This window comes from Mucilaginibacter koreensis, assembly GCF_054783355.1.
In genome coordinates this window covers 1,860,802-1,885,187 of sequence record NZ_BAAGQS010000001.1, presented here as the reverse complement: position 1 = coordinate 1,885,187, position 24,386 = coordinate 1,860,802, and the positions used below count along the sequence as shown (strand labels likewise).

General features: G+C 45.1%; 20 protein-coding genes. 17 read left to right on the top strand and 3 right to left on the bottom strand.

Annotated elements, in window-relative coordinates; all coding sequences use genetic code 11:
• Positions 1-189: 189 nt before the first annotated feature.
• From ACYVNW_RS08540 to ACYVNW_RS08465, 16 genes are all read left to right on the top strand, one after another.
• A complete protein-coding gene (locus ACYVNW_RS08540) occupies positions 190-903 on the top strand; it encodes a hypothetical protein (RefSeq protein ID WP_460679432.1) in 714 nt (237 codons plus the stop codon).
• Between the two features lie 364 nt (positions 904-1,267).
• Complete coding sequence (locus ACYVNW_RS08535; RefSeq protein ID WP_460679431.1) at positions 1,268-1,477, top strand: VF530 family protein; 210 nt, start codon at positions 1,268-1,270, stop codon at positions 1,475-1,477.
• Between the two features lie 469 nt (positions 1,478-1,946).
• Positions 1,947-2,408: a division/cell wall cluster transcriptional repressor MraZ gene (gene mraZ, locus ACYVNW_RS08530; RefSeq protein ID WP_460679430.1), complete on the top strand. Its 462-nt coding sequence runs from the start codon at positions 1,947-1,949 to the stop codon at positions 2,406-2,408.
• Positions 2,405-3,307 (top strand): 16S rRNA (cytosine(1402)-N(4))-methyltransferase RsmH, encoded by a 903-nt coding sequence (gene rsmH, locus ACYVNW_RS08525; protein ID WP_460679429.1) that lies wholly within the window; start codon positions 2,405-2,407, stop codon positions 3,305-3,307. The genes mraZ and rsmH overlap by 4 nt, the downstream gene beginning before the upstream one ends.
• A complete protein-coding gene (locus ACYVNW_RS08520) occupies positions 3,304-3,711 on the top strand; it encodes an FtsL-like putative cell division protein (protein ID WP_460679428.1) in 408 nt (135 codons plus the stop codon). Before rsmH ends, ACYVNW_RS08520 begins: the two co-directional genes overlap by 4 nt.
• Entirely contained in the window at positions 3,708-5,807 is a 2,100-nt protein-coding gene (locus ACYVNW_RS08515) for a penicillin-binding protein (protein ID WP_460679427.1), read from the top strand. Before ACYVNW_RS08520 ends, ACYVNW_RS08515 begins: the two co-directional genes overlap by 4 nt.
• Positions 5,804-7,267: a UDP-N-acetylmuramoyl-L-alanyl-D-glutamate--2,6-diaminopimelate ligase gene (locus tag ACYVNW_RS08510; RefSeq protein WP_460679426.1), complete on the top strand. Its 1,464-nt coding sequence runs from the start codon at positions 5,804-5,806 to the stop codon at positions 7,265-7,267. Before ACYVNW_RS08515 ends, ACYVNW_RS08510 begins: the two co-directional genes overlap by 4 nt.
• Positions 7,268-7,283: 16 nt before the next feature.
• Complete coding sequence (gene mraY / locus ACYVNW_RS08505) at positions 7,284-8,528, top strand: phospho-N-acetylmuramoyl-pentapeptide-transferase (RefSeq protein ID WP_460679425.1); 1,245 nt, start codon at positions 7,284-7,286, stop codon at positions 8,526-8,528.
• Between the two features lie 68 nt (positions 8,529-8,596).
• Positions 8,597-9,994 (top strand): UDP-N-acetylmuramoyl-L-alanine--D-glutamate ligase, encoded by a 1,398-nt coding sequence (gene murD, locus ACYVNW_RS08500; RefSeq protein ID WP_460679424.1) that lies wholly within the window; start codon positions 8,597-8,599, stop codon positions 9,992-9,994.
• A 71-nt stretch (positions 9,995-10,065) separates the two neighbouring features.
• A complete protein-coding gene (locus tag ACYVNW_RS08495) occupies positions 10,066-11,229 on the top strand; it encodes an FtsW/RodA/SpoVE family cell cycle protein (RefSeq protein WP_460679423.1) in 1,164 nt (387 codons plus the stop codon).
• A 47-nt stretch (positions 11,230-11,276) separates the two neighbouring features.
• Entirely contained in the window at positions 11,277-12,374 is a 1,098-nt protein-coding gene (murG, locus tag ACYVNW_RS08490; protein WP_460679422.1) for an undecaprenyldiphospho-muramoylpentapeptide beta-N-acetylglucosaminyltransferase, read from the top strand.
• Between the two features lie 30 nt (positions 12,375-12,404).
• Positions 12,405-13,763, top strand: a complete 1,359-nt coding sequence (gene murC / locus ACYVNW_RS08485; RefSeq protein WP_460679421.1) for a UDP-N-acetylmuramate--L-alanine ligase — start codon at positions 12,405-12,407, stop codon at positions 13,761-13,763.
• Positions 13,756-14,625: a cell division protein FtsQ/DivIB gene (locus tag ACYVNW_RS08480; RefSeq protein WP_460679420.1), complete on the top strand. Its 870-nt coding sequence runs from the start codon at positions 13,756-13,758 to the stop codon at positions 14,623-14,625. The genes murC and ACYVNW_RS08480 overlap by 8 nt, the downstream gene beginning before the upstream one ends.
• Positions 14,626-14,627: 2 nt before the next feature.
• Positions 14,628-15,977, top strand: a complete 1,350-nt coding sequence (gene ftsA, locus ACYVNW_RS08475) for a cell division protein FtsA (protein ID WP_460679419.1) — start codon at positions 14,628-14,630, stop codon at positions 15,975-15,977.
• A 158-nt stretch (positions 15,978-16,135) separates the two neighbouring features.
• On the top strand, positions 16,136-17,725 hold the full coding sequence (gene ftsZ, locus ACYVNW_RS08470) for a cell division protein FtsZ (RefSeq protein WP_460679418.1): 1,590 nt from the start codon (positions 16,136-16,138) through the stop codon (positions 17,723-17,725).
• Between the two features lie 138 nt (positions 17,726-17,863).
• A complete protein-coding gene (locus tag ACYVNW_RS08465) occupies positions 17,864-19,108 on the top strand; it encodes an aminotransferase class I/II-fold pyridoxal phosphate-dependent enzyme (protein WP_460679417.1) in 1,245 nt (414 codons plus the stop codon).
• 210 nt (positions 19,109-19,318) lie between these two features.
• On the opposite strand, the gene ACYVNW_RS08460 is transcribed toward ACYVNW_RS08465, so the two are convergent.
• A complete protein-coding gene (locus tag ACYVNW_RS08460; protein WP_460679416.1) occupies positions 19,319-20,179 on the bottom strand; it encodes a YitT family protein in 861 nt (286 codons plus the stop codon).
• A gap of 235 nt (positions 20,180-20,414) precedes the next feature.
• Between ACYVNW_RS08460 and ACYVNW_RS08455 the strand changes: the two genes are divergently transcribed.
• Positions 20,415-20,597: a histone H1 gene (locus tag ACYVNW_RS08455; RefSeq protein WP_460679415.1), complete on the top strand. Its 183-nt coding sequence runs from the start codon at positions 20,415-20,417 to the stop codon at positions 20,595-20,597.
• 49 nt (positions 20,598-20,646) lie between these two features.
• On the opposite strand, the gene dapA is transcribed toward ACYVNW_RS08455, so the two are convergent.
• Complete coding sequence (gene dapA, locus ACYVNW_RS08450; protein WP_460679414.1) at positions 20,647-21,531, bottom strand: 4-hydroxy-tetrahydrodipicolinate synthase; 885 nt, start codon at positions 21,529-21,531, stop codon at positions 20,647-20,649.
• 103 nt (positions 21,532-21,634) lie between these two features.
• A complete protein-coding gene (locus ACYVNW_RS08445) occupies positions 21,635-24,088 on the bottom strand; it encodes a DUF5686 and carboxypeptidase regulatory-like domain-containing protein (RefSeq protein WP_460679413.1) in 2,454 nt (817 codons plus the stop codon).
• Between the last annotated feature and the right edge of the window lie 298 nt (positions 24,089-24,386).

The following is a 24,386-nucleotide window of genomic DNA, read 5'->3' as shown; positions in this document are numbered from 1 at the left end:
AAGCAATCGCACACAGGCAGAGCCGCTTACAATAGGCTCAAGTGAGAAACTTCAATGAATCAATTATTAGTAAAATATTACATTCACTGCCTGTTGTAGGTATTATTACTTACAGCAGCAGACATGTAATACCTGCAAAGCAAACAAAATAGCTATCTTCTTGCTTATACCACCTAAACCTGTAACTCAATGAAACGCATTTTCTTTGCCGCTGTGTTATTGCTTGGGGCTTGTACCATGAACATCAAGACCAACAAGCAAATATCAGATACCATCAAATCGGAGCTCAAACCGCAGGCCGTACACATTACTGATGGGGCAGAGGCGAATGTGGGTGGTTTTAACGGTACCAAAAAGGAAATCACACTCGACTATACTACCCATGCGCCTACCGGCAAACTGGAGTTACTAAACGCGGCTTACCGCAGCGCCAATACCGCCTACAAGCTGGCACAAGAGGCGAAAGATAAATTGCCAGACGTTTTCCGTATCATCATTAAATCGGGCGCTGATGTGGCGGCTACTTTAGATTATAAATCAGCCTACTTGCCCAAAAATAAGATGTATGAGCAGCAGGTATCCCGCTTTTTAAGCGTGGTACAATCTCGCCAATACCAAAACCTGCAGCCGCTGATGGAGCCGGGCTTGGATATCAGCAGTATCATCAATGTATTTCGCCGGGCCGATGCCAATATTGGTGGTGTACAAGCGTATCAGTTAGTGGCCTTGCAACATACCAAAGGCACCCGAGCATCGGATAAGAAACCGATAGATATTGTGCAGGCCTGGGCCGTCATCAGGGGTAGCGCTCCGTCTGATCAGGGCGTAATGCTGTTCGTATTCAAACCAGGTGCTTCTGTCATCAGTTCAGTGTACATCAATCCGCAGGAAGATAAGATGTAATTTACCCACTATTTGTCATCTTGAGCGATAGCGAAAGAGTTGTGCCTTGTTATCAAATGTTTGATTTAACTTTTTACAAATCAGTGCTATGTGGTGTACTCAGGACCTTAAATGCTGGCAGTGCTTCAACTACAACAGTTCATAAAAGGTTAACCATCGCTGTCACCCTGAGGTACTCGAAGGGTAGGTGTAGAAACGTTCATCGGTACAGCCTGTGCGCCCATGCTTCGAGTGCCTCAGCATGACACAGTGTTGGTTCGCTGGCAGCGGTTTATGTACTTGTGCCGCGCTACTGCTCTTCATAACAGATTTTAATTATTACACAGAGCGTATATTTCCCCCTCATCTTCGTTTCTTTGCACGTATGGAGCAGCCCAATAATCCCCTACATGGCAAAACCCTCGAAGCTATTGTGACTGAACTGCAACAGCGTTACGGTTGGGAGGGGCTGGCGGCACGCATCCGCATCAATTGTTTTATAGATAACCCTTCCGTTAAATCAAGCCTCAAATTTTTGCGCAAAACCGATTGGGCGCGTAAAAAGGTAGAGGAGCTGTATATTGATTCATTGTAAGCGAGCAGATATTCCCACCACGTTATTGCGAGGAATGGGCGCCATCTCTATGCACTTAACCAGGGAATTTGCAGAGTGATGGCTTCCGTACATCGAAAATGACGCAATTAGACAAATTGCTACCCTCAGCCGAAAATTTCTCCCACTTTGCTTCCAATTACAGCCATTGGTTGAATTTTTCTCCCACTTGGCTGTCAAAATCAGGTATATCACTTGATGTAATGTCATATAGCTTTGACTTATAGTTGTTTATGGCTAAGTCTGTATGTCCCTTTTCTTAAAATTAAGTTTATTTTTAAGAAATAAACTTAATTCATTCCTTACTAATTCAACTCAAAATAGAGCGTCGAAAATAAATGTGCTCATTTTCAGATGTTAATTAGTGTGGATAACTTTTTTGTGGGAAAAAGTGGAGGAAAGTGGAAGTTGCTTGTTACTTTTACAATTGAATTTTACCCTAACTGACTACATGTCCCACTTTTTAGGAGAATTTGAGTGTAAACTGGATGCCAAAGGACGCATGATGATCCCTGCTGGCCTCAAACGTCAGCTTCCTGAAGCTGAGCGTGAGGGCTTGGTGATCAATCGCGGCTTTGAAAAGCACCTGGTGATTTACACCCGAAAAGAGTGGGATAAAATAGTGGATGATTTGAGCAAATTGAATCAATACGAAAAAAGAACCCGCGAATTTATAAGATATTTTACTCGTGGTGCTTCTGAATTGGCATTGGATGCCAATAACCGCGTATTGCTGCCCAAGGCACTGCTGGAGTATGCGGGTATTAGTGCCGATGTGGTGCTGGCCTGTCAGTTTAATAAAATTGAGGTTTGGGATCAGAAAGCGTATGATGCGCAGATGGACAATGCCCCTGAAAACTTCGCCAATTTGGCTGAGGATGTAATGGGCGGCATCGGAAGGAGGGTGGAATGAGCGAGTATCATACCCCGGTAATGCTGCAGGAATGCATTGAAGGTTTAGCTATTAAGCCTAAGGGTACCTATGTAGATGTAACTTTCGGTGGTGGTGGTCACTCGCGCGAAATTATCAAGCACCTGGGCAAAGATGGTCGCCTGCTGGCCTTTGACCAGGATGCGGATGCGGTGCAAAACAGCATTGATGATGAGCGCTTCGAATTGGTGGAGCAAAATTTCAGGTACCTGAAAAACTATTGCCGCCTGCACGATGCCGTACCGGTGGATGGTATACTGGCCGATTTAGGCGTGTCATCCTACCAGTTCGATCAGCCGGACCGGGGCTTCTCCATTCGTTTTGATGCAGAGCTGGATATGCGCATGAACCAGTCGGCCGAGCTGACTGCCAAAGAAGTGGTTAATAATTATGAGGAAGCCGAACTGCACCGCATTTTTGGGGTGTACGGCGAAATTCAAAATGCGAAATCACTGGCCCGTACCATAGCAACGGCGCGTTTAAACAAGCCGATTACCACGGTGGCTGATTTAAAGAATGTGATTAGTGGCCTGATACCCCGCGGCAAAGAAAATAAATACCTGGCGCAGGTATTTCAGGCTTTGCGCATTGAAGTGAACCAGGAGCTGGAAGCATTGAAGGATTTTTTAATGCAATCGGCCGAGGTGCTGGCCACCGGCGGCCGATTGGTGGTGATGTCTTATCACTCACTGGAGGATAGGCTGGTAAAAAACTTTATCGCCAAAGGCAAGTTCAGCGGCGAGTTGGAAAAAGATATATATGGCAATGATAACCGTCCGCTCGAGGCTGTAAGCCGCGGCGCGATTACGGCCACAGAAGAAGAGATTAAATTAAATAACCGGGCACGTAGCGCCAAATTAAGAATAGCTGTAAAAAAATGAGCAACCGTTTACGTACAGAAATTCAGGAAGAACAAGAAGCAGAAAAGGAGCTGATTGTTGAAGAAAAGCCGAGAGCTGAGGCTCCGGAAAATTTCTTTACCAATTTGATGGCTAAAGGTGTAATTACCACCGAAACGGCCACCAAAGCGCTGCCTTTTATTTTCTTTTTGGCGCTGCTGGGCATGGTATATATCGGCAATCGCCATTTGGCCGAAAATAACCTGCGCGATATTGATAAACTAAGCAAAGAAGTAAAGGAGTTATCTTGGGACTATAAAAGCACCAAGGCTGAATTTGCTTTTAAAAGCACGTTAACCGAAGTGGCCAAGCGTGCCGATACCCTGGGCATTAAACAGCCGGTAGAGCCGCCTCAAAAGCTAACCGAACAGGAGGAAGCGCGATGAATATACGTACCAATATATTGCTGCGCGTATATCTGGCCTTCGGCCTTATTGTGGTATTGGCAGTAGCCGTAATGCTGCAGATGGGCCATGTGCAAATCGGTCAGGGTAAAAGATGGCGCGCCATGGCCGATAGCTTGTCTACCCGTTATGTAAACGTGGAAGCTGCCCGCGGCAATATTTTCGCGGTGGATGGCAGCCTGCTGGCTACCTCTGTACCCGAGTATGAGTTGCATATGGATATGCTGGCCGGTGGCATTGCCGATGATAAAATATTTTATGAGAAAGTAGATTCGCTGGCCTTAAAGCTATCGCAGTTTTTTGGCGATAAGTCTATCCGCGAGTACGGTATGCTGCTGCGCGATGCCCGCAGGGATAGTTCCCGTTACCAGTTAATTCGCCGTAAGGTGGGTTACCAGGAGCTGAAGCAAATCCGCAAGTTCCCGATTTTTAATATGGGTAAATACAAAGGCGGATTGATTGTGGTGCAGAAAAACAAGCGAATCCTGCCTTTCCGTACACTGGCTGCCCGTACCATTGGCTATAAAAACGAAAACGTAAAAAACCCGGTGGGTTTGGAGGGCGCTTATGCTGATTATATTGAAGGTGAAACCGGTAAACGCTTGATGCAACGCATAGCCGGCGGCGTATGGATGCCGGTAAACCAGGATGATGAAGTAGCGCCTAAAGATGGTGCCGACATCATGTCGACTATTGATATTAACTTTCAGGATGTGGTACAAAGCGCCCTGAAAAAAGCGCTGATTACCAGCATGGCTGAGCACGGTACCGCCATACTCATGGAGGTAAATACCGGTGAGGTAAGAGCCGTAGCTAACTATACCCGTACCAAGGATGGTGATTTTACCGAGCAGTTCAACTATGCCATTGCCGGTAACCAGGATCCGGGCTCTACTTTCAAAGTGGCTTCCTATATGGCATTGCTGGAAGATAAAAAGATTGATACTAATACTTTAGTCAACATTGGCTACTACCCAGTGCCGCATACCACCAAAACCGTAAAAGATTCGCATGGTGTTGTAGGTCGTGTAAGTGCTAAAAAGGCTTTTGAGGAATCATCAAACGCGGCTATTGCTTATTTAATCAACTCATCTTATCACAATAACCAGTCGCAGTTTACCGACCATTTGATGGATTGGGGCTTGAATGAAAAATTACAGCTGCAAATTCCGGGCGAGGCTCAACCTGTAGTAAAATCACCAAAAAACACCAGCTGGAACAAGTACCTGACTTTGCCGCAAATGGCTTACGGTTACGAGATGCAATTAACGCCTTTGAAAATGCTGTCGTTCTACAACGCAGTAGCCAACAACGGTAAATACATTGCACCCATCTTTGTGCGCGAAATCCGCCGTTTAGGTAACCCGATTGAGCATTTTGAAGCGCGGGTAATTAATCCTAAAATCTGCTCGGATGTAACGCTGAAAAAAATGCAGGAAATGCTGCGTGGTGTGGTATCAGAGGGTACCGGTAAGGGTATCATCAATAACCCGCTGTACCAAATTTCTGGTAAAACTGGTACTGCACAGGTGGCTGATGGCCGTAATGGTTATAAGGCCCGCCGCCAGTATCAGGCTTCGTTTTGTGGTTATTTCCCGTCAGATAAGCCTAAGTATTCTTTAATCGTGGTTATCAACGATCCTAAGAACGGCTATTATGCAGCACAGGTAGCAGGCCCGGCCTTCCGCGAAATTGCGGATAAAGTTTATGCAGCCGATTTTGGCATTAAGCAAGCGGCACCGGCGCAGCACCTGGTGGGTAACACTCAGCCACCAAAAATTAAAGAAGGCAATTTTAAAGCGGTTAAGCAGGTATATGGTAAACTGGGTATCAAAGCACAGTACGCCAGCAATGCTTCTACCATTGATACCAGCAACGGTATCCCTTATCAGGAGGTAAAATATAAATCAGGCACGGTGCCAAACGTAACCGGCATGGGCCTGAGTGACGCCCTTTATGTAATGGGTAATGCAGGTTACAAAGTAAGCGTGCGCGGAAGCGGCATGGTAAAAAATCAATCTGTAACCGGCGGAAGCCTGATCCCGAAAGGATCGAAAATAACACTGGAACTGCAATGAAGTATTTGAGCGAAATCATAGAAGGCGTAGCCTTTACCGAACTGCAGGGCAGTGCCGATGTGGAGATCAATGCCGTGGTATTTGACTCGCGCAAGGTACGGCCCGGTTGTTTGTTTGTGGCAGTTCGGGGTACCGCAGTTGATGGTCATGATTATATAGAGCAGGCCGTAGCCGATGGCGCTGTTGCAGTCATTTGCGAGGAGCTGCCCGGCCATACCGCTACTGGTGCCGATTTCCTGATGGTGCATGATTCGGCCGAGGCTTTGGGTATCATCGCTTCTAATTTTTATGACCGTCCTTCAGAAAAGCTTAAGCTGGTAGGTGTAACCGGTACTAATGGTAAAACCACCATTGCTACATTGTTATATAAGTTGTTCCGCGAGTTGGGTTACAAATGCGGTTTATTATCTACGGTTGAAAATCAGATCAACGGGCAGGTGGTACCGTCAACGCATACCACGCCAAACCCGGTAGAGTTGAACCAGCTGCTGGATGAAATGGTAGCCAAAGGCTGCGATTATTGCTTTATGGAAGTAAGCTCGCATGCCGTAGCCCAGCACCGTATTGCCGGCTTAAATTTTACCGGCGGTATCTTCTCCAACCTTACGCACGATCACCTGGATTATCATAAAACCTTTGATAATTATATTAAGGCAAAAAAAGCATTTTTTGATGGCTTGCCTAAAAGCGCTTTCGCCTTAACCAATGCCGATGACCGCAACGGTAACGTAATGCTGCAAAACACCAAGGCTTACAAAAAAAGCTACGGTTTAAAAAGCATGGCCGATTACCGGGTGAAAATGTTGGAAAATGAATTCAGTGGTTTGCTGCTGAACATTGATGGCGAAGAGGTATGGTTTAAACTGGTGGGCAGCTTTAATGCTTACAACCTGCTGGCAGTATATGCCACCGCTTTATTATTAGAGCAGGATAAAGCTACTGTGCTGACTGCACTAAGCAAGCTCACCGGTGCTGAGGGCCGTTTTGATTATGTCATTTCGCCCAATAAAATTATTGGTATTGTAGATTACGCCCATACGCCCGATGCGGTGCAAAATGTGCTGAGCACCATTAAAGATATCCGTAAAGGTACCGAACAGGTAATTACGGTAATTGGTTGCGGCGGCGACCGCGATAAAACCAAGCGCCCCATTATGGCTAAAACTGCTTGCGATTGGAGCGATAAGGTGATCCTGACCTCTGATAACCCGCGCACCGAAAGCCCGGAGCAGATTATAAAAGATATGCAGGCTGGGGTGGATGCTGCCAGCCAGCGCAAAACTTTGAGTATTACCGACAGAAGAGAAGCGATCAGAACTGCGGTGCATTTGGCACAGCCGGGCGATATCATCTTATTGGCTGGTAAAGGCCATGAAAAATACCAGGAAATTAATGGTGTGAAAACCCATTTTGACGACAAAGAAGAGTTGACGAATCAATTTAACCTATTAGCCAATTAACTATATAGAACAGCCGATGCTTTACTACTTATTTAGCTATTTAAACAAGAACTACAATATACCCGGGGCAGGTGTGTTCCAGTATTTGACGTTCCGTATGGCTATGGCGGTAATTGTATCGTTAATTGTAACTACCGTTTTTGGCCGCAGGCTGATTGATTTTCTTCGCTTCAAACAAGTAGGCGAAACGGTACGTAACCTGGGATTAGAAGGGCAGATGCAAAAAGCTGGCACGCCTACTATGGGTGGTGTTATCATTTTGCTGGGTATACTGGTGCCTACGTTGTTGTTTGCCCGTTTGGATAATATTTATATCATACTGATGCTGGTAACCACCATTTGGCTAGGTACTATTGGCTTTTTGGATGATTATATTAAAGTATTCAAAAAGAACAAAGAAGGCCTGGCCGGCCGCTTCAAAATTGTAGGTCAGATAGGCTTGTCCATTATTGTAGGCTGGACCATGTATTTCAACAGCGATATCATCATCCGCCAGGAAGTAAAGTTGCCGGTAAAATATGATGCGCCCGTAAATTACCACATGAAAGGCAATACCCCGGTTTACACGCAGGATGTGCGCTCTACAAAAACCACGATGCCGTTTTATAAAAACAATGAATTTGATTACGCCAAAGTGCTCAAATTCATTAGTCCGGCATTTGGTGAGCATTATGCACTGCTGGTATTTATGGTCTTTGTAATCTTTATTATCACCTTCATTTCCAATGGGGCTAATATAACTGATGGTATCGATGGCCTGGCCACCGGTACCTCGGCCATTATAGGTATTACGCTGGCTATACTGGCCTATGTATCGGGTAATACCGTGATTGCCGATTACCTGAACATTATGTATATCCCCAACTCGGGCGAACTGGTAATTTTTGCTGGTGCCTTTGTGGGTGCTTGTGTGGGCTTTTTATGGTATAACTCTTACCCGGCACAGGTTTTCATGGGCGATACCGGCAGTTTAGCTATTGGTGGTATCATCGCCGTGTTCGCTATCATGATTCGGAAAGAATTACTATTGCCGGTACTGTGCGGTGTTTTCCTGATTGAAAACATATCAGTATTGATGCAGGTAGGCTGGTTCAAGTTCACCAAAAAACGCTTTGGCGAAGGCCGGCGGATTTTTTTGATGGCGCCCTTGCATCACCATTACCAAAAACGCGGTTTCCACGAAGCGAAGATTGTAACCCGCTTCTGGATTGTGGGCATTATGCTGGCCATCATTGCGGTAATTACTTTAAAGTTAAGATGATACCCCTCCCGGCCTCCCCGATGGGGAGGAGAAAATTAAAGGGGGATAAAAATTGAATAAAATAGTACATGAACGAAAAAAGCAACATATCCACTAAGCATAATGCTCCCTCTCCTTTGGAGAGGGCCGGGGAGAGGTTGGCTATCCTGGGCGCAGGCGAAAGCGGCGTAGGGGCAGCCTACTTGGCCAAGCAGCAGGGGTATGATGTGTTTGTTTCTGATTTTGGTGCTATTGCCGAAAAATATAAACAACAACTGCAGGAGTGGAATATCCGCTTCGAAGAAAATCAGCACACTGAGGCTGAAATTTTAGGTGCGGTTGAAGTAGTTAAAAGTCCGGGTATACCCGAAAAGGCGCCACTGGTAAAAAAGCTGCGCGCACAGGGTACGCCTGTAATTTCGGAGATTGAGTTTGCCGGGCGGTATACCAATGCGACTATTATTGGTATTACCGGTTCTAACGGGAAAACTACCACCACCAGCCTTACCTATGAGATATTAAAGCATAGCGGTTTAAATGTGGGCCTGGCCGGCAACATTGGTAAAAGCTTTGCCTACCAGGTAGCTACTGAGCAGTTCGACTATTATGTGCTCGAACTAAGCAGTTTTATGCTGGATGACATGTACGAGTTTAGGGTGAATATTGCGGTGTTATTGAACATTACGCCCGACCATCTGGACCGCTACGATTACAAACTGGAAAATTACGCCGCCTCCAAATTCCGCATTGCGCAGAATCAAACAGCGGAGGATTATTTTATCTATTGTGCCGATGATGCGGAAACGCTAAACGGCATGCAGGGCCGCAGCTTTAATGCACAGTTGCTGCCTTTTAGTATTGAGAAACAAGTAAAGCCGGGCGCATACCTGGACGAACAACAAAATATTATTATTCACACACCTAACGAAGAATTCCAAATGGCAACTAACGATTTAGGATTACAGGGTAAACACAATACCTATAACTCAATGGCATCAGGTATAGTGGGAAAGATTTTGCACTTGCGCAACCAAAGCGTAAGAGAGAGCATGGGTGAGTTTAAAGGCATTGAGCACCGTTTGGAAGCCGTTGGGCAAATTGGCGGCATCAGCTTTGTTAATGATTCAAAAGCCACCAACGTAAACTCTACCTGGTACGCCTTGGAAAGCATGACCGATAAGGTGGTGCTGATATTGGGCGGCGTTGATAAAGGCAACGACTACAACATGCTGAAGGATTTGGTGAAACAAAAAGTGAAAGCCATCGTATGCCTCGGCAAAGATAACAAGCGCATTCACGAAGCTTTTGACGATGAGGTAGATATGGTAGTTAATACCACCTCCGCCACCGAGGCCGTAAACGTGGCCTACCACCTGGCTGCCAAAGGTGATACGGTATTGTTATCACCGGCCTGCGCCAGCTTCGATTTGTTTAAAAACTACGAAGACCGTGGCCGCCAGTTTAAAGATGCGGTGAAGCAATTGTAGGCTGCCGCCGCTGTAAGGTGTGTTTTTAAATTAACTGATCCGTTTAAAATATTTGATAGAATTTTACATAAATGAACCGCATCCTCAGTAAAACCCAGGGCGACCGCTGGATTTGGTTGATTGTGATTTTATTATCGGTAATTTCCCTGCTGGCCGTGTATAGCTCGAGTGGTACGCTGGCTTATAAGCAGGGCAAGGCTACCGAATCTATTTTAATGAAGCACCTGCTGATGATGGTAGGCGGTTTGGCGCTGATGTACATCTCGCACAAACTGGATTACCGTTACTATGCAGGTTTGAGTAAAATACTCATCATGGTTACTATCCCGCTGCTACTGTTTACGCTGCTGTTTGGTAGCCATGTAAATGGTGCCAGCCGCTGGATTGCCATTCCGGGTACCGGCCTTAGTTTCCAAACTTCAGATTTGGCCAAGCTGGCGCTCATTACTTACCTGGCCCGAACCTTATCGCGTAAGCAGGAAAACATTAAAGATGTAAAAGAGTCCTTTTTGCCTATTATGGGGGCCGTATGTGTGGTTTTCATTCTGATTGCATTAGCCAACTTGTCTACCGCATTAATGTTGTTCGGTGTAAGTATATTGCTGCTCATCATAGGTCGTATCAGCGTAAAACAAATTGCAGTGGTTTGTTTAGCCGGAGCGGTGTTACTGGCGGGTGTTATCTTTTTAGGTCCGCGCCGTAAAACGTATATCTCACGTGTAAATACCTTTTTGCACCATGATAAAGTAGATGCTGATAAGTCTTTCCAGTCTGATCACGCTAAAATTGCCATTGCTACAGGTGGCTTATTTGGCAAAGGGCCGGGCAACAGCACCGAGCGCAACTTTTTGCCCGAAGCTTATTCTGATGAGATTTTCGCCATTATTATTGAGGAATACGGCATGATTGGAGGTGCCTTTGTAGTGGGTATCTACCTTTTCTTGCTATACAGGTGCGTAAAAATTGTAACTAAAGCGCCCAAAGCCTTTGGTGCTTTGCTGGCCTGCGGTTTAAGTTTTAGTATTACTATACAGGCTTTTGCCAACATGGCTATTGCGGTAGGGCTGGGGCCGGTAACGGGTGTCCCTTTGCCGTTAATCAGCATGGGGGGGACATCCATATTGTTCACCAGCATTGCCTTCGGTATCATCCTGTCGGTTAGCCGGCATATTGATGAAAACGAGGCCAGTAAAAAAGTGGTGGTCGGCGAAATCAGGGAAGTGGCTATGGCCTAAACCAATCAGTTTAATCTTAGTCTTTTAGTTTAATTATTTATATAAGCATGGCAAAACGAATTATCATTAGCGGCGGCGGCACCGGGGGGCACATCTTCCCGGCGGTTGCTATTGCCAATGCTTTAAAACGTATTGACCCTGCTACCGAAATATTGTTTGTAGGGGCCAACGGCCGCATGGAAATGGAAAAAGTACCTGCTGCCGGTTATCAAATTATTGGTTTGGATATTCAGGGCATTCAACGTAAATCCATCCTGAAAAATCTGCTGTTTCCTATTAAGCTGTTAAAAAGCGTAAGTAAGGCCAAGCAAATCATCAAAGATTTTAAGCCCGATGCTGCGGTGGGTGTGGGTGGTTATGCCTCCGGCCCCTTGCTGTATGCAGCTTCGCAAAAGGGTATACCAACGCTTATACAAGAGCAAAACTCTTATGCGGGTATTACCAATAAAATATTGGGGAAGAAAGCGCAAAAAATATGCGTGGCCTTTGATGGCATGGAGCAGTTTTTCCCCGCTGATAAAATTATTAAAACCGGTAACCCAATACGTAAGGAATCTGTAGCTATTGCCGGCAAACGCGAGGCGGCATTGGCCTCGTTTGGCCTGTCTACTGCAAAGCAAACCATATTGGTTACCGGTGGCAGCTTGGGCGCACGTACGCTCAATCAAAGCATACTGGCCGGCTTGCAGCAGCTGATAGCAGCCGATGTGCAGGTGATCTGGCAAACCGGTAAGTTTTATTATAAAAGCATCACCGATCAATTAGGTGATAGCATCAATCCGAATATCAAAGTTCTGGAGTTTTTGAACGGGATGGACATGGCTTATGCCGCGGCAGATGTGATCATCTCGCGTGCAGGCGCCGGCACTATAGCCGAATTGTGTGTGATACAAAAGCCGGTTATTCTGGTGCCTTCGCCCAACGTGGCCGAAGATCATCAGACTAAAAATGCCCTGGCGCTGGTGAATGAAAATGCAGCGGTATTTGTTGCTGATAAAGATGCGGAGGCACAATTAGTCGGCAAGGCATTAGCATTATTAAAAGATACGAACCAACAAAAGATATTAAGCCAGAACATCGGCAAGCTGGCCCTGCCCAATGCCGATGAAGTGATTGCACAACAAGTGCTGCAACTGGCTAAATAAACCTATAAGTACTAATAATAGTAATTGATAATGGAGTTGAACATGATAAAACAAGTGTACCTGATTGGTATTGGCGGCATAGGCATGAGTGGCCTTGCCCGCTATTTCTGTCATTTAGGCTGCGCTGTGTTTGGTTATGATAAAACTTCGACCCCGTTAACCACAGAATTAGAGCAGGAAGGCATAACTATCACTTTTGATGATGAGGTTGCGGCTATCCCGGCGCAGTTTAACCAGCCCAATGAAGAAACGCTGGTCATTTATACACCGGCCATCCCTAAAAACTCAGTTATCCTGAACGCTTTTCAGCAGCGGGGTTTCGAGTTATATAAGCGCTCACAGGTATTAGGTATTATCAGCAAAGGCAGCTATACGGTGGCTGTGGCAGGTACGCATGGTAAAACCACTACCTCTTGCATGATTGCCTATGTACTGAAATCTTCGGGTGTGGATTGCTCTGCCTTCTTAGGTGGCATTGCTACCAATTACCAAAGTAATGTATTGTACGGCAGCAGCAACGTAATGGTGGTTGAAGCTGATGAATACGACCGCTCGTTTTTAACCCTGCACCCCGATGTAGCTATTATCACCTCAATGGATGCCGATCATTTAGATATTTACGGTGATCATTCACATTTACAGGAGTCGTTCCGGCTGTTTGCTTCTCAATTGAAACCAGAAGGAAAACTGATTGTAATGCAGGGCTTGCAGATTAATGGCGCACATTACTATTCAGCCAACGGGCAGGATGCCGAAGCTATGGCCTATAATATTTGCGTTGAAGACGGCGACTTCTACTTTGATTTTAAAAACAATGATATCAGTATCCGCAATATCCGGATGGGCATACCCGGATTACATAATATTGAGAACGCAGTAGCTGCCATACAGGCCGCCCTGTACCTCGGTGTGGATGCTGAAAAAATTAAAGATGCCCTGGGCTCATTTGCTGGGGTAAAGCGCCGCTTTGAATATATTATTAAAACAGAGGCACATGTTTTTATTGATGACTACGCCCATCATCCTGCCGAGCTGCAGGCCTGTTTGGCATCGGTAAAAAAGTTATACCCACATCGTAAGCTTACGGTAGTATTCCAGCCGCATTTGTATACACGCACCCGTGATTTTGCACCTGGCTTTGCCGCCGCACTGGATATGGCCGATGAACTGCTGCTGATGGATATTTACCCGGCACGGGAACTGCCGATTGAAGGCATCAGTTCCGAAACCATTTTGAGCCAGATGCAGCTGAAGGATAAATACATGATGAGCCGCCAGGAGATTGTAAACCGTGTAAGTACTGCGCGGCCCGAACTGCTGCTTACGGTAGGTGCAGGAGATATTGACCAGATGGTAGAACCTTTGAAACAAGTATTGCAAAATGTTTAAAAATAAAACGTTGTGGAAACGTATTTTTGCGGGCTTTTGCTGGGCGATAAGCCTGGGTGCACTGGTGGCGCTCATGAGTTTCATTGAGTTTAAAAAAGATGGCGTAGTATGCAAGGCGGTACGGGTGTACATTCCGGGCAGCCAGTATTTTATTGATAAGCAGGAGGTGGATAATATTTTAGGCATGAGCAGCCATACCTTAATCGGGCGTAAAATGGAGCTCATAAATATTCATCAACTGGAAAACAAATTGAAGGCAAATCCATTTATTGAATTCGCCAAGGTGTATGCCGACATGGATGGGGTGATATGGGTAGAGGTAAGCCAGCGCCAGCCCATTATGCGCATCATGAACCGGTTTGACCAGGACTACTATGTAGACAAGTATGGCATCAAACTTCCGCTGTCTAACAACTTTACCGCACGGGTACTGGCCGCCAATGGGTACATTGACGAGGTGTTTGGCAATAAGGTAGATACATTGCATACGGCTTTAGCCAAAAATCTGTTTAAAACAGCCGATTTCATCCGCAAGGACTCGCTATGGGATGCCCAGATTGCACAGATCTACGTTAACCAGGATCGCGAGATAGAACTCATTCCGCGCGTAGGCAACCACCGCATTTTGCTGGGTGATGCCGACTCGCTGGAAACTAAGTTTCATAACCTGAAACTGTTTTACCAAAAGGCGCTGCCGGTGGTAGGATGGGACACTTATAAGGTAATTAATATTAAATACGCCAACCAAGTGGTAGGCATTAAAAGCGATGGCTTAGCTGCAGACACAGCTGCTAAACAAAAAGCCGCACCAGCAAAAGACACAACAAAATTTACACAGGATACAGCTCAAATACTGCATTAATCATGGAAAAAAGCTCAGCACAGGAAAAAAGCTCTCCAATCGTGGTTGGATTGGACATCGGCACAACAAAAATCTGCGTAATTGTAGGCCGCAGAAGCAAAAACGGAAAGATAGAGGTATTGGGCATTGGTAAAGCCGAGTCGGCAGGCGTTACCCGTGGCATGGTATCTAATATCGATAAAACAGTGCAGGGCATTGCACAGGCGGTAGACGTAGCCAGCGCACAATCAAACGTTGAGGTGCGTGTGGTAAACGTAGGTATTGCCGGCCAGCACATTAAAAGCCTGCAGCACCGCGGCATGATTACCCGCCGCGATTTAAACAGCGAAATTGGCCGCAAGGATATCGATAAGCTGATTGAAGATATGTATAACCTGGTAATGCCTCCCGGTGAAGAAATTATCCATGTGTTGCCGCAGGAGTTTACTGTAGATAACGAGCCCGGTATCAAAGATCCTATCGGTATGGCCGGTGTACGTCTTGAAGCCAACTTCCATATCATTTCGGGCCAGGTAACGGCTATCAAAAATATTGTAAAGTGTGTAACCAAAGCCCAGCTGGAAAGCCAGGAATTGATTTTAGAGCCCCTGGCCTCTGCTGAATCTGTATTGAGCGAAGAGGAAAAAGAAGCCGGTGTGGTATTGGTAGATATTGGCGGTGGTACAACGGATGTAGCTATTTTCCATGAAGGCATCATCCGCCATACAGCCGTAATTCCTTTCGGTGGTAACAGCGTAACTGAAGATATCCGCGAAGGTTGTTCGGTAATGCGCAACATTGCTGAGCAGTTGAAAGTACGGTTTGGTTCTGCCCTGGCCGATGAGAACAAGGAGAACGAGATTGTATGCGTACCCGGCTTAAGAGGCCGCGAGTCAAAAGAAATCTCAGTAAAAAACCTGGCTTACATTATTCAGGCCCGTATGGAGGAGATTATTGAGCATGTGTATTATGAAATCAAATCTTCGGGTTATGAAAAGAAACTGATTGCCGGTATTGTCATCACCGGTGGTGGTGCGCAGTTAAAGCATTTATCGCAACTGGTAGAATATGTAACCGGTTTGGATTGCCGTATCGGTTTACCGAACGAGCACCTGGCCAAAAACGAAGTGTTACCTAAAAACATCTACGAGGAAATGCAAAGCCCAATGTATGCTACCGGTATCGGCCTGCTTATTAAGGGTATCCAGAAGATGGAGTATGACAGCATTCCGTACACTAAGCAGCCCGAAGTGAAAGCCGAAAAGCCGGCACGCTATACCGACGATCGCCGCCTGGGCTTGTTAGGGAAAATTTTAGAGACAGGTAAGAAATTTATTAAAGACGATATAAAAGACGAAGATTTTTTAAAGTAATACCGCAAGAAAACGCGCTATAATATTATTTACCAGCCAGATAAAAGATTTTTTAATATAAATTAAAAATCTACAGCATTATCTCTGGAAAAAGTGATATTATTACAGTTACTAATTCAATCATTCATCACCCATATATATAGCTGGAAATCAAAATCATGCAGTTTGAGATGTTAAAAGAAAAATCGTCAATCATCAAAGTGATTGGGGTTGGCGGTGGCGGCGGCAACGCGGTTAACCATATGTACAAGCAGGGAATCAGCGGTGTGGATTTCATTATCTGTAACACCGATGCACAGGCACTTGAACTGAGCCCGATTCCAAACAAAGTACAGTTAGGCGCCAGTTTAACAGAAGGTATGGGTGCGGGTTCCATTCCCGAAGTGGGTAAGAACTCAGCTATTGAAAATATTGAAGATATTAAGCAGATGCTGGGTGCGAACACCAAGATGCTGTTTATCACTGCCGGCATGGGTGGTGGTACCGGTACCGGTGCAAGCCCTATTATTGCCAAAGCTGCACGCGAGCTTGATATTTTAACCGTGGGTATCATTACCACGCCTTTTTCGTTTGAAGGCAAACGCCGTAAGCTACAGGCTGAAGAAGGTTTAGAAGAACTGAAGAAGTATGTAGACTCATTCCTGGTAATTTCGAATGACCGTTTGCGTAACATATTCGGTAACTTAACTTTGGGTGCTGCTTTTGCACAGGCTGATAATATTTTAACCACAGCTGCTAAAGGTATTGCCGAGATTATTACCCTGCCCGGCTATATCAACGTCGATTTCAAAGACGTGCGCACTGTAATGAAAGACAGTGGCGTAGCCATTATGGGCAGCCATGCGGCCGAAGGTGAAAACCGCGCACTGCGTGCTGTAGAAGGTGCTTTATCTTCTCCGTTGTTGAAAGATAACGAAATTGAAGGTGCTCGCTATATTCTATTAAATATCAGCTCTGGCGACCAGGAAGTAACTATGGATGAGGTAAGCGTTATTACCGACTACATTCAGGAAGAAGCTGGTTTAGCTGCCGATCTGATTTGGGGTAACTGTAAGGATGAAGCCTTGGGCGATAAAATTCTGGTAACTATTATTGCTACCGGTTTCCAAACCAAAGATGAGCGCGAGAAGGAGATGAGCAACAAGAAAATCATTTCTGTGTTGACACCTGAAAATGCACCACTGGTAAAACCAGTAAATGAATTTATCAGCCCTAATGCTGCTAAAACTGAAAGTGCCAATGAGCCTTATGTAAAGCAACAGGAGGTAACTGCAAGGCAACAGTCAAGCAGTATGTTCGATTTGTTTGCCCGCAATGAGGAGCCGCAAGTGATCAAACATTCTTTAATGGATGAGCCAATGCAGCAATCAGCCGAGCCTGAACCGGGCGAGCTTACCCTGAAGGTCACTGAAACGGTAATGAATTTTGAGCCGGTACGCCAGCCAGAGCCTGAACCAGAACCTCAGCCCGTTGCCGGTCCGGATGATAACAAAACAGATGAGTCGATGGAAGAGCAGCTGATCCGCTCACGCGACCGTATTTTGAAACTGAAAGAGCTGAGCATGAAACTGCGCACCGGTAATATCCAGGAGATGGAAAACATTCCGGCTTATAAGCGTAAAGAGATTGCCCTGCAACAAACACCGGCCTCAAACGAAAGCCAGATTTCACGCTTCTCATTATCAGATAATGATGGCACCACGGAATTACGCAACAACAATTCGTTTTTGCACGATAACGTAGATTAAGCTTAATTCGAACCATATTGTAAAGCCTTTGTAAAACTACAAAGGCTTTCTTGTTATAAGCCATTATAAAAAGTTATAACCTTTGCATAGCCTTTTTTATAAATTATCTTTGTATCTTAACTGCATATAGTATAGACTTTGGATTTATTTGACAAAATATCGAAAACGATGGGAGGGCCTATCGGCCAGCATCAGGAGTGGTCGCACGGATATTTCTCTTTTCCCAAGCTGGATGGCGAGATAGCGCCTCATATGTATTTTAATGGTAAAGAGCATTTAGTTTGGAGCCTTAATAATTATTTGGGTTTGGCTAACCATCCCGAAGTACGGGAAGCTGACGCGAAAGCGGCGGCAGAGTTCGGTATGGCTTACCCAATGGGTGCACGCATGATGTCGGGCAACTCACGCCACCATGAAGAACTGGAGCAAAACTTAGGAACCTTTGTAGGTAAAGAAGCTGCATTTTTATTGAATTACGGTTACCAGGGCATGGTATCTATTATTGATGCTTTAGTAGATCGTAATGATGTAATTGTATATGATGCCGAATCTCATGCCTGTATTATTGATGGCGTACGCCTGCATATGGGCAAGCGCTTTGTATACCAGCACAATGATGTAACCAGCTGCGAAAAGCAACTGGAGCGTGCCAAACGCATTACCGACCAAACCGGCGGTGGTATATTGGTTATTACCGAGGGTGTATTCGGAATGTCGGGCGCGCAGGGTAAAATCAAGGAAATTTTAGAGCTTAAAGATAAATTCAAGTTCCGCATATTGATTGATGATGCACACGGTTTTGGTACCATGGGCCCAACCGGAGCGGGTACCCACGAAGAACAAGATTGTATAGAAGGGGTAGATGTGTATTTCGGTACTTTCGCTAAATCAATGGCCGGTATAGGCGCCTTTGTAGCGGCCGACCGCCAGATTATTAATTACCTGCGCTACAACATGCGCTCACAAACCTTTGCCAAGGCTTTGCCTATGCCAATGGTATTGGGGCTTAAAAAGCGTTTCGAACTGTTGAAAAACAGTCCGGAGCTGCGCGAGAAGCTGTGGACCATTGCCCGCGCCTTGCAAAACGGCTTAAAAGAACGTGGCTTTGATATCGGTATCACCAACACCATGGTAACCCCGGTTTTCCTGAAAGGTGACCTGAACGAAGCAACCACCCTAACCCGCGACTTGCGCGAGAACTATGGTATCTTCTGTTCAATCGTAGTTTACCCGGTGATTCCTAAAGGTTTAATTGAGCTGCGCTTGATTCCAACTGCCGTGCACACTTTAGAAGATGTACAGCGCTCACTAGATGCTTTTGCCGAGGTATCAGATAAACTGAAATCAGGCGCTTATAAAGAAGCGAAAATGGAAGTAGCGTAAGTTGCTCTATAGATAAAACAACAAAGCCCTTCATTAAATGAAGGGCTTTGTTGTTTTATATTACCACGTCATTGCGAGGTACGAAGCAATCCTCGATTTGCAACTCTTGTATGTTGACTCTGTAAGTAGGGGATTGCTTCGTACCTCGCAATGACGTGGCGGAGGGTAGCTTAATGATTGATTGCCTTCCTTCCTCACAACACAAAAAACTTAATGCAATACCTTTTTATTCACTAACCCACCCGTTGCATCATCAATATTTTGTTGGATGATAAATGCAGCCGGGTCAACTTTCAATACCGCCTGCTTTAGGCCGGGTATTTCTAAGCGTGTTGCAATGGTAAAAATAATGTCCCGTGGGTCATCAATATGGCCTACTTTACCATAGCCTAATTTACCCTGGTAAATGGTAATGCCTAAGCCCAGTTTGTTGGTGATGATGGGCTTTAATATATCGCTATGCGCCGATATAATAGTAACGCCGGTATATTGCTCAATGCCGTTTAAAATGAAATCAATCATTTTGGAGGCGGCCAGGTAAGTGAGGATGGAATATAAAGCCGACTCAATATCCAGCACGAAGGCAGCTAATGAGAAGATAAATACATTGAGCACCAATATCAGGTCACTCACTTTAAATAGGGTGATGCGTTTGCTTAATAACAAAGCGGCAATCTCAGTGCCATCCAACACGGCACCGCCGCGTATAGCCAGCCCGATACCTACGCCAATGAAAAAGCCGCCAAATACAGCCGTTAACAGTTTGTCAGGCGTAATATCAGGGAAGTGAATAAACGCCAGGCAAAGCGACAAGCCGGCAATAGATAAAATGCTTTTAATCGCAAAGGTTTTGCCCATCCGGCGGTAGCCTAAAAACAAGAAGGGCAGGTTAAAAGCAAACAGCAGAATTGATAGCGGAACGGCAGTTACATCAGATACCAGCATGGAAATACCGGTAACACCGCCATCAATAAAGCGGCTGGAGAGCAAAAAGCCTTTCAATCCTAATGCGGCGGATAGAATACCGGCTGCAATTAGCCCCGCATCTTTAAGTGCATTGTTTAATTTCATAGTAGTAAATAGGTGCACCCCCAAGATAGGCATTGAGTTTGACTAAATCTTATCAGTTGTAACGCGTAATGCTATTTCGCTTAACTTGTACAACACATTTTCTACTTCAACTATTCTAAATACGGCTAAACGCATCAAAAACGCAGTTTTTGGGCCGAATTGTTTTTATAATCAAAAAAGGTTTATAGATTAGCCGCTATAAAACAATAAACCTCAATCTTAAAATTATAAGACCATGGAAAAATTCAGCAAAGTAAAAGAGTTAATTGCTTCATTAGAAGGTGATGCAGACAAGTTCTACGCTAAAGGTAACAGCGCTGCTGGCACCCGTTTACGTAAAGGTATGCAAGATCTGAAAAACCTGGCTCAGGAAATCCGTACTGAAGTACAGGAAACCAAAAACAAAGAAGCAAAGTAATTTGCATTCTATAGCAATGAAAAAGCCCGGTTATTACCGGGCTTTTTTGTTAAGCTAAAATTTGCTGCGTTTGTGCAATTATCTTTTCGGCTATGCCAGGGTTTACATTTACTAACGGTAAACGAACAGCATCGCTGCAAATACCCAAATGAGCCAGGGCTGCTTTAATGCCACCCGGACTGCCGTCGGCAAATATGAGACGGGTAAATTCGATTAACTGATAATGCGCCTTTTGAGCCGTTTTAAAGTCGCCGTTGAGGCACAGGCGAACCATGTCAGAAAACTGTCGGGGCAGGGCATTACCAACTACTGAGATTACGCCTACGGCACCCATGGCCATCATTGGCAAAGTAACCGGGTCATCACCCGAAATGAACAGGAAATCTTCCGGTTTATCGCGCATAATCTGGTTAAACTGGTCAAAATTACCGGAAGCCTCTTTTACGGCGATGATGTTTTTTACATCATGTGCCAGCCGTACAATTACATCGGCGCTTACATTGCTGCCGGTGCGGCCCGGTACGTTATATAAAATTACGGGTAGATCGGTGCTTTCGGCTACAGCTTTGTAATGCTGGTAAATGCCTTCCTGTACGGGTTTATTATAGTAAGGGCTGGCAGAGAGTATAGCATCGTAACCTTGTATAGCGGCAAACTGCTTTACCTCGGTGGCTACTTTGCGGGTATCGTTACCACCTATGCCGGCTACCAATGGCACGCGCCCCTGGTTCACCTCAGCGGTAAACTCCCAGATTTTCTTCTTTTCATCGGCCGATAGTGTTGCACTTTCGCCGGTGGTACCTAATGATACCAGGTATTCAATGCCACCCTCAATCAGGTGGTTAATCAGGTTTCTGAGTCCGTTGTAATCTACTTCGCCGTCATTGTTAAACGGGGTGACCATGGCTACACCGGTACCGTAAAATTTGTTCATGGGTTTGAATTTCAAGAGGGCCCAAGTTAGTTATTTGCATCCAACTGATAAAACCCGACTTGAAAAGTAGATTACTTTTATCTGCAATTTTTCCGTTTCGTATCTATCTGAAGGTAACACTTAACCTGATGGCTTGTGCCGCATTATTTTGCCGGTTGAATGACCAGCCATACATCGCCCTGAAAGCAAAATACTGTAAACCTACACCCAGTTCGCTATAGTTTTTTAGTTGCGGTGTGCTCAAATAATTGAAATTCACAATTTCCTGTAGCTTCAATTTTTGCAGCAGTGGTATACGCGACAAGAAGATGCCCGAAAAGTTATGCTCCAGGTGAGCCTCTACGTACTTGTCAGATGTACTGTAATCATAATAGTCAAGCAGCAGGAAACTGTTCAGATTGGATTTATTAAAAACGATCTGACTGCCGTTAAAATGCTTATAATCTGTATAATACAGGTTGTTGGTACGCAAAAATTTACCTGCACCTAAAAAGAACGAGAACTTACCATAGTTGCCCAGCACCACATCGGCTTTACTTACACTGGCTGTTAACAGATCATAATCGGCATCAGAGCCAAAAACATTGGGGATGGCCTTAGTGTAAGATACCTCGATGCGTGGATATTTGGATGGCAGGTAAAAACGGCCGGCCGGATAAGTAACATACTGCCTGCTGAAATCATAACTGGTGCTCAAGTTAATTTTAAACGATTGGTTTTCAGGGAACAGTGGCGTATATTCCTGTTGCGGCGTAAATGGATTATTGGAAGTATATTGCTTATCCCGGTTGAAGAAGCTATAAAACGAAGTGTTGGGTAACCATTTACGGTTGGCATATTCAACTGTTGCCGAGGCCTGCCAGGCACCTGTAATGCGCCGTGAAACGCTGAATGCACCAAAATGCTTGTCGTATAGTTTCAGGTAATTTTCCCTGAACAGCAGGCTGTAAATGCTATTGAATTGAGGTGATAAGGGTTGTTGGTTGTTTATATCCATCACATCAGAACCCAGGTTGAAACCAAACCGGAACTCACCCACGGGGAAGCTGCCGTTAACATTGGCATGGAATAGCTTGTTGACAAAGCCATAGCGCAAATTACCGTTCAGGGTAATGAAACGGCTGGTGGTGGAATCTATCTTTTTTATATAAGTAGCGCCATAATTAATACCCGCACCTTCAACCGTATTGTAAAACAAGGACTGCCCGATGGATTTCACCCGGAAAAACTCCTGCCGGTAACGGTTTTGCACATTAATACCGGTAGCCAATATATTAACCGGACCTATCTTATTATTGGCTTTATCCACCGAATCGAGGTATTCTTTGGATTGATGCCGTTTTTCTAAAATGGCTTTGCGTTCATAATCGGTATGCTCTTCGTCAGTAAGCGGGATAGGGCGCTGGCTGTTCCAGTAGCTGCTGTCTTTCCGCATTACCTCGTTGGTAATGCGCACCTTTTCCTGAAACTCTTTGTCGTCAAATTTAGGATTGAGGTCATAATCTCGGTAAAATGAAACCAAGTAGCCACCGAACCTAAACTTCAAAAAACCACCCGTAAAGTTGATTTCGATATTAGAGGGTACCCAGGTGTCGCGCTTTACTGTCACAAACTGCTCTTTAATACTCAGTGTGTCTAAAAAGTTAATGCCAGCCTTTTTGGTGATGGTAAGGTTGGCGCTATACAACCGCCAACTGCCGTCAATAATGTACACGTAGCCTTCAAAAACAGGGTCGTAATTACGTTTGGCCATTACCTGTATTTTATTAATGGTCATGCCGTTTTCTTCAATGGTGCCAATCAGTTTGTATTTATAATAGCTGAGGGCATTATCGGCTATAGGAGATACCACACCCCGGTTGCTTAAACCAGGCCAGTTTTGCTGATTTTGGTAAAAGTTGATTTGCAAAGCATAAGCCCGGTTAAAGCTGGGGATATTGCTCGCACCCGATACCTTAGATGAAATCAATTCTTCATGAAACAGATCGGGCTGCTTAAAATCCAGTTTGGATTGCGATTCTGAAAAGTACATGATGCCCCTGCGGTTGCTGTCTAATCCGGCTTCGCGGCCAAACTGATTTAAATCGCGCCCCATAAATTTTTTAGGCGCATCCAGCGAACGCTGCAATACTTTAATGTAGGTATAGCAACTGTAATTTTTAATTTGATTAAGGTAATAACTGCGCTTGCGGATAGCTTTACGAATAATGCCATAAGCCGGGTCTTCGCCACCCGAACTGATCACCACGCCGTTTAACTGGTAGGTTTCGGCTGGCAGGGTAACGTTCACCGTGCGATTAGTAGTAAGCTCTATTTTACGGTTGACCTGTTTGTAGCCAATCGCTTTATAAAACAATTCGTAATTGCCGGGGGCAATGTTAAACGCATAATGCCCATCACTATTGGCCGAGGTACCTTTACTGGTGCCTTTTATTACAATGCTGGCAAAGGGTACAGGCTTGCCGCCTTCGGTGGTTACAATTCCGCTTAGGGTAACCTGCTGGGCAAATGAGGTAAGGGCAAAAAAAGATAGCAGTACAGCAACAAAATATTTCATATAGGCGTGATGATGCCTAAAGATGCTAATTTATTGCGGGTTTCAAGGTTAAGAAGTGTTAAATGTTGGCTCGCTCAATTCTGCCTGTAAGCAATTTACCTTTTGCCATTATGCTGAACAATAGCAAAGCGCCTATGCGCCGACTCAATACATATGAACTAACGCTTGTCATGCTGAGGCACTCGAAGCATGGGTGCACAGGCCGATGTTATGAATGGCTCTGCAACTACCCTTCGAGTACCTCAGGGTGACAACGCAGGTGCAAATGGGCAATGGTTTTAATGAAGTGTGAATATAT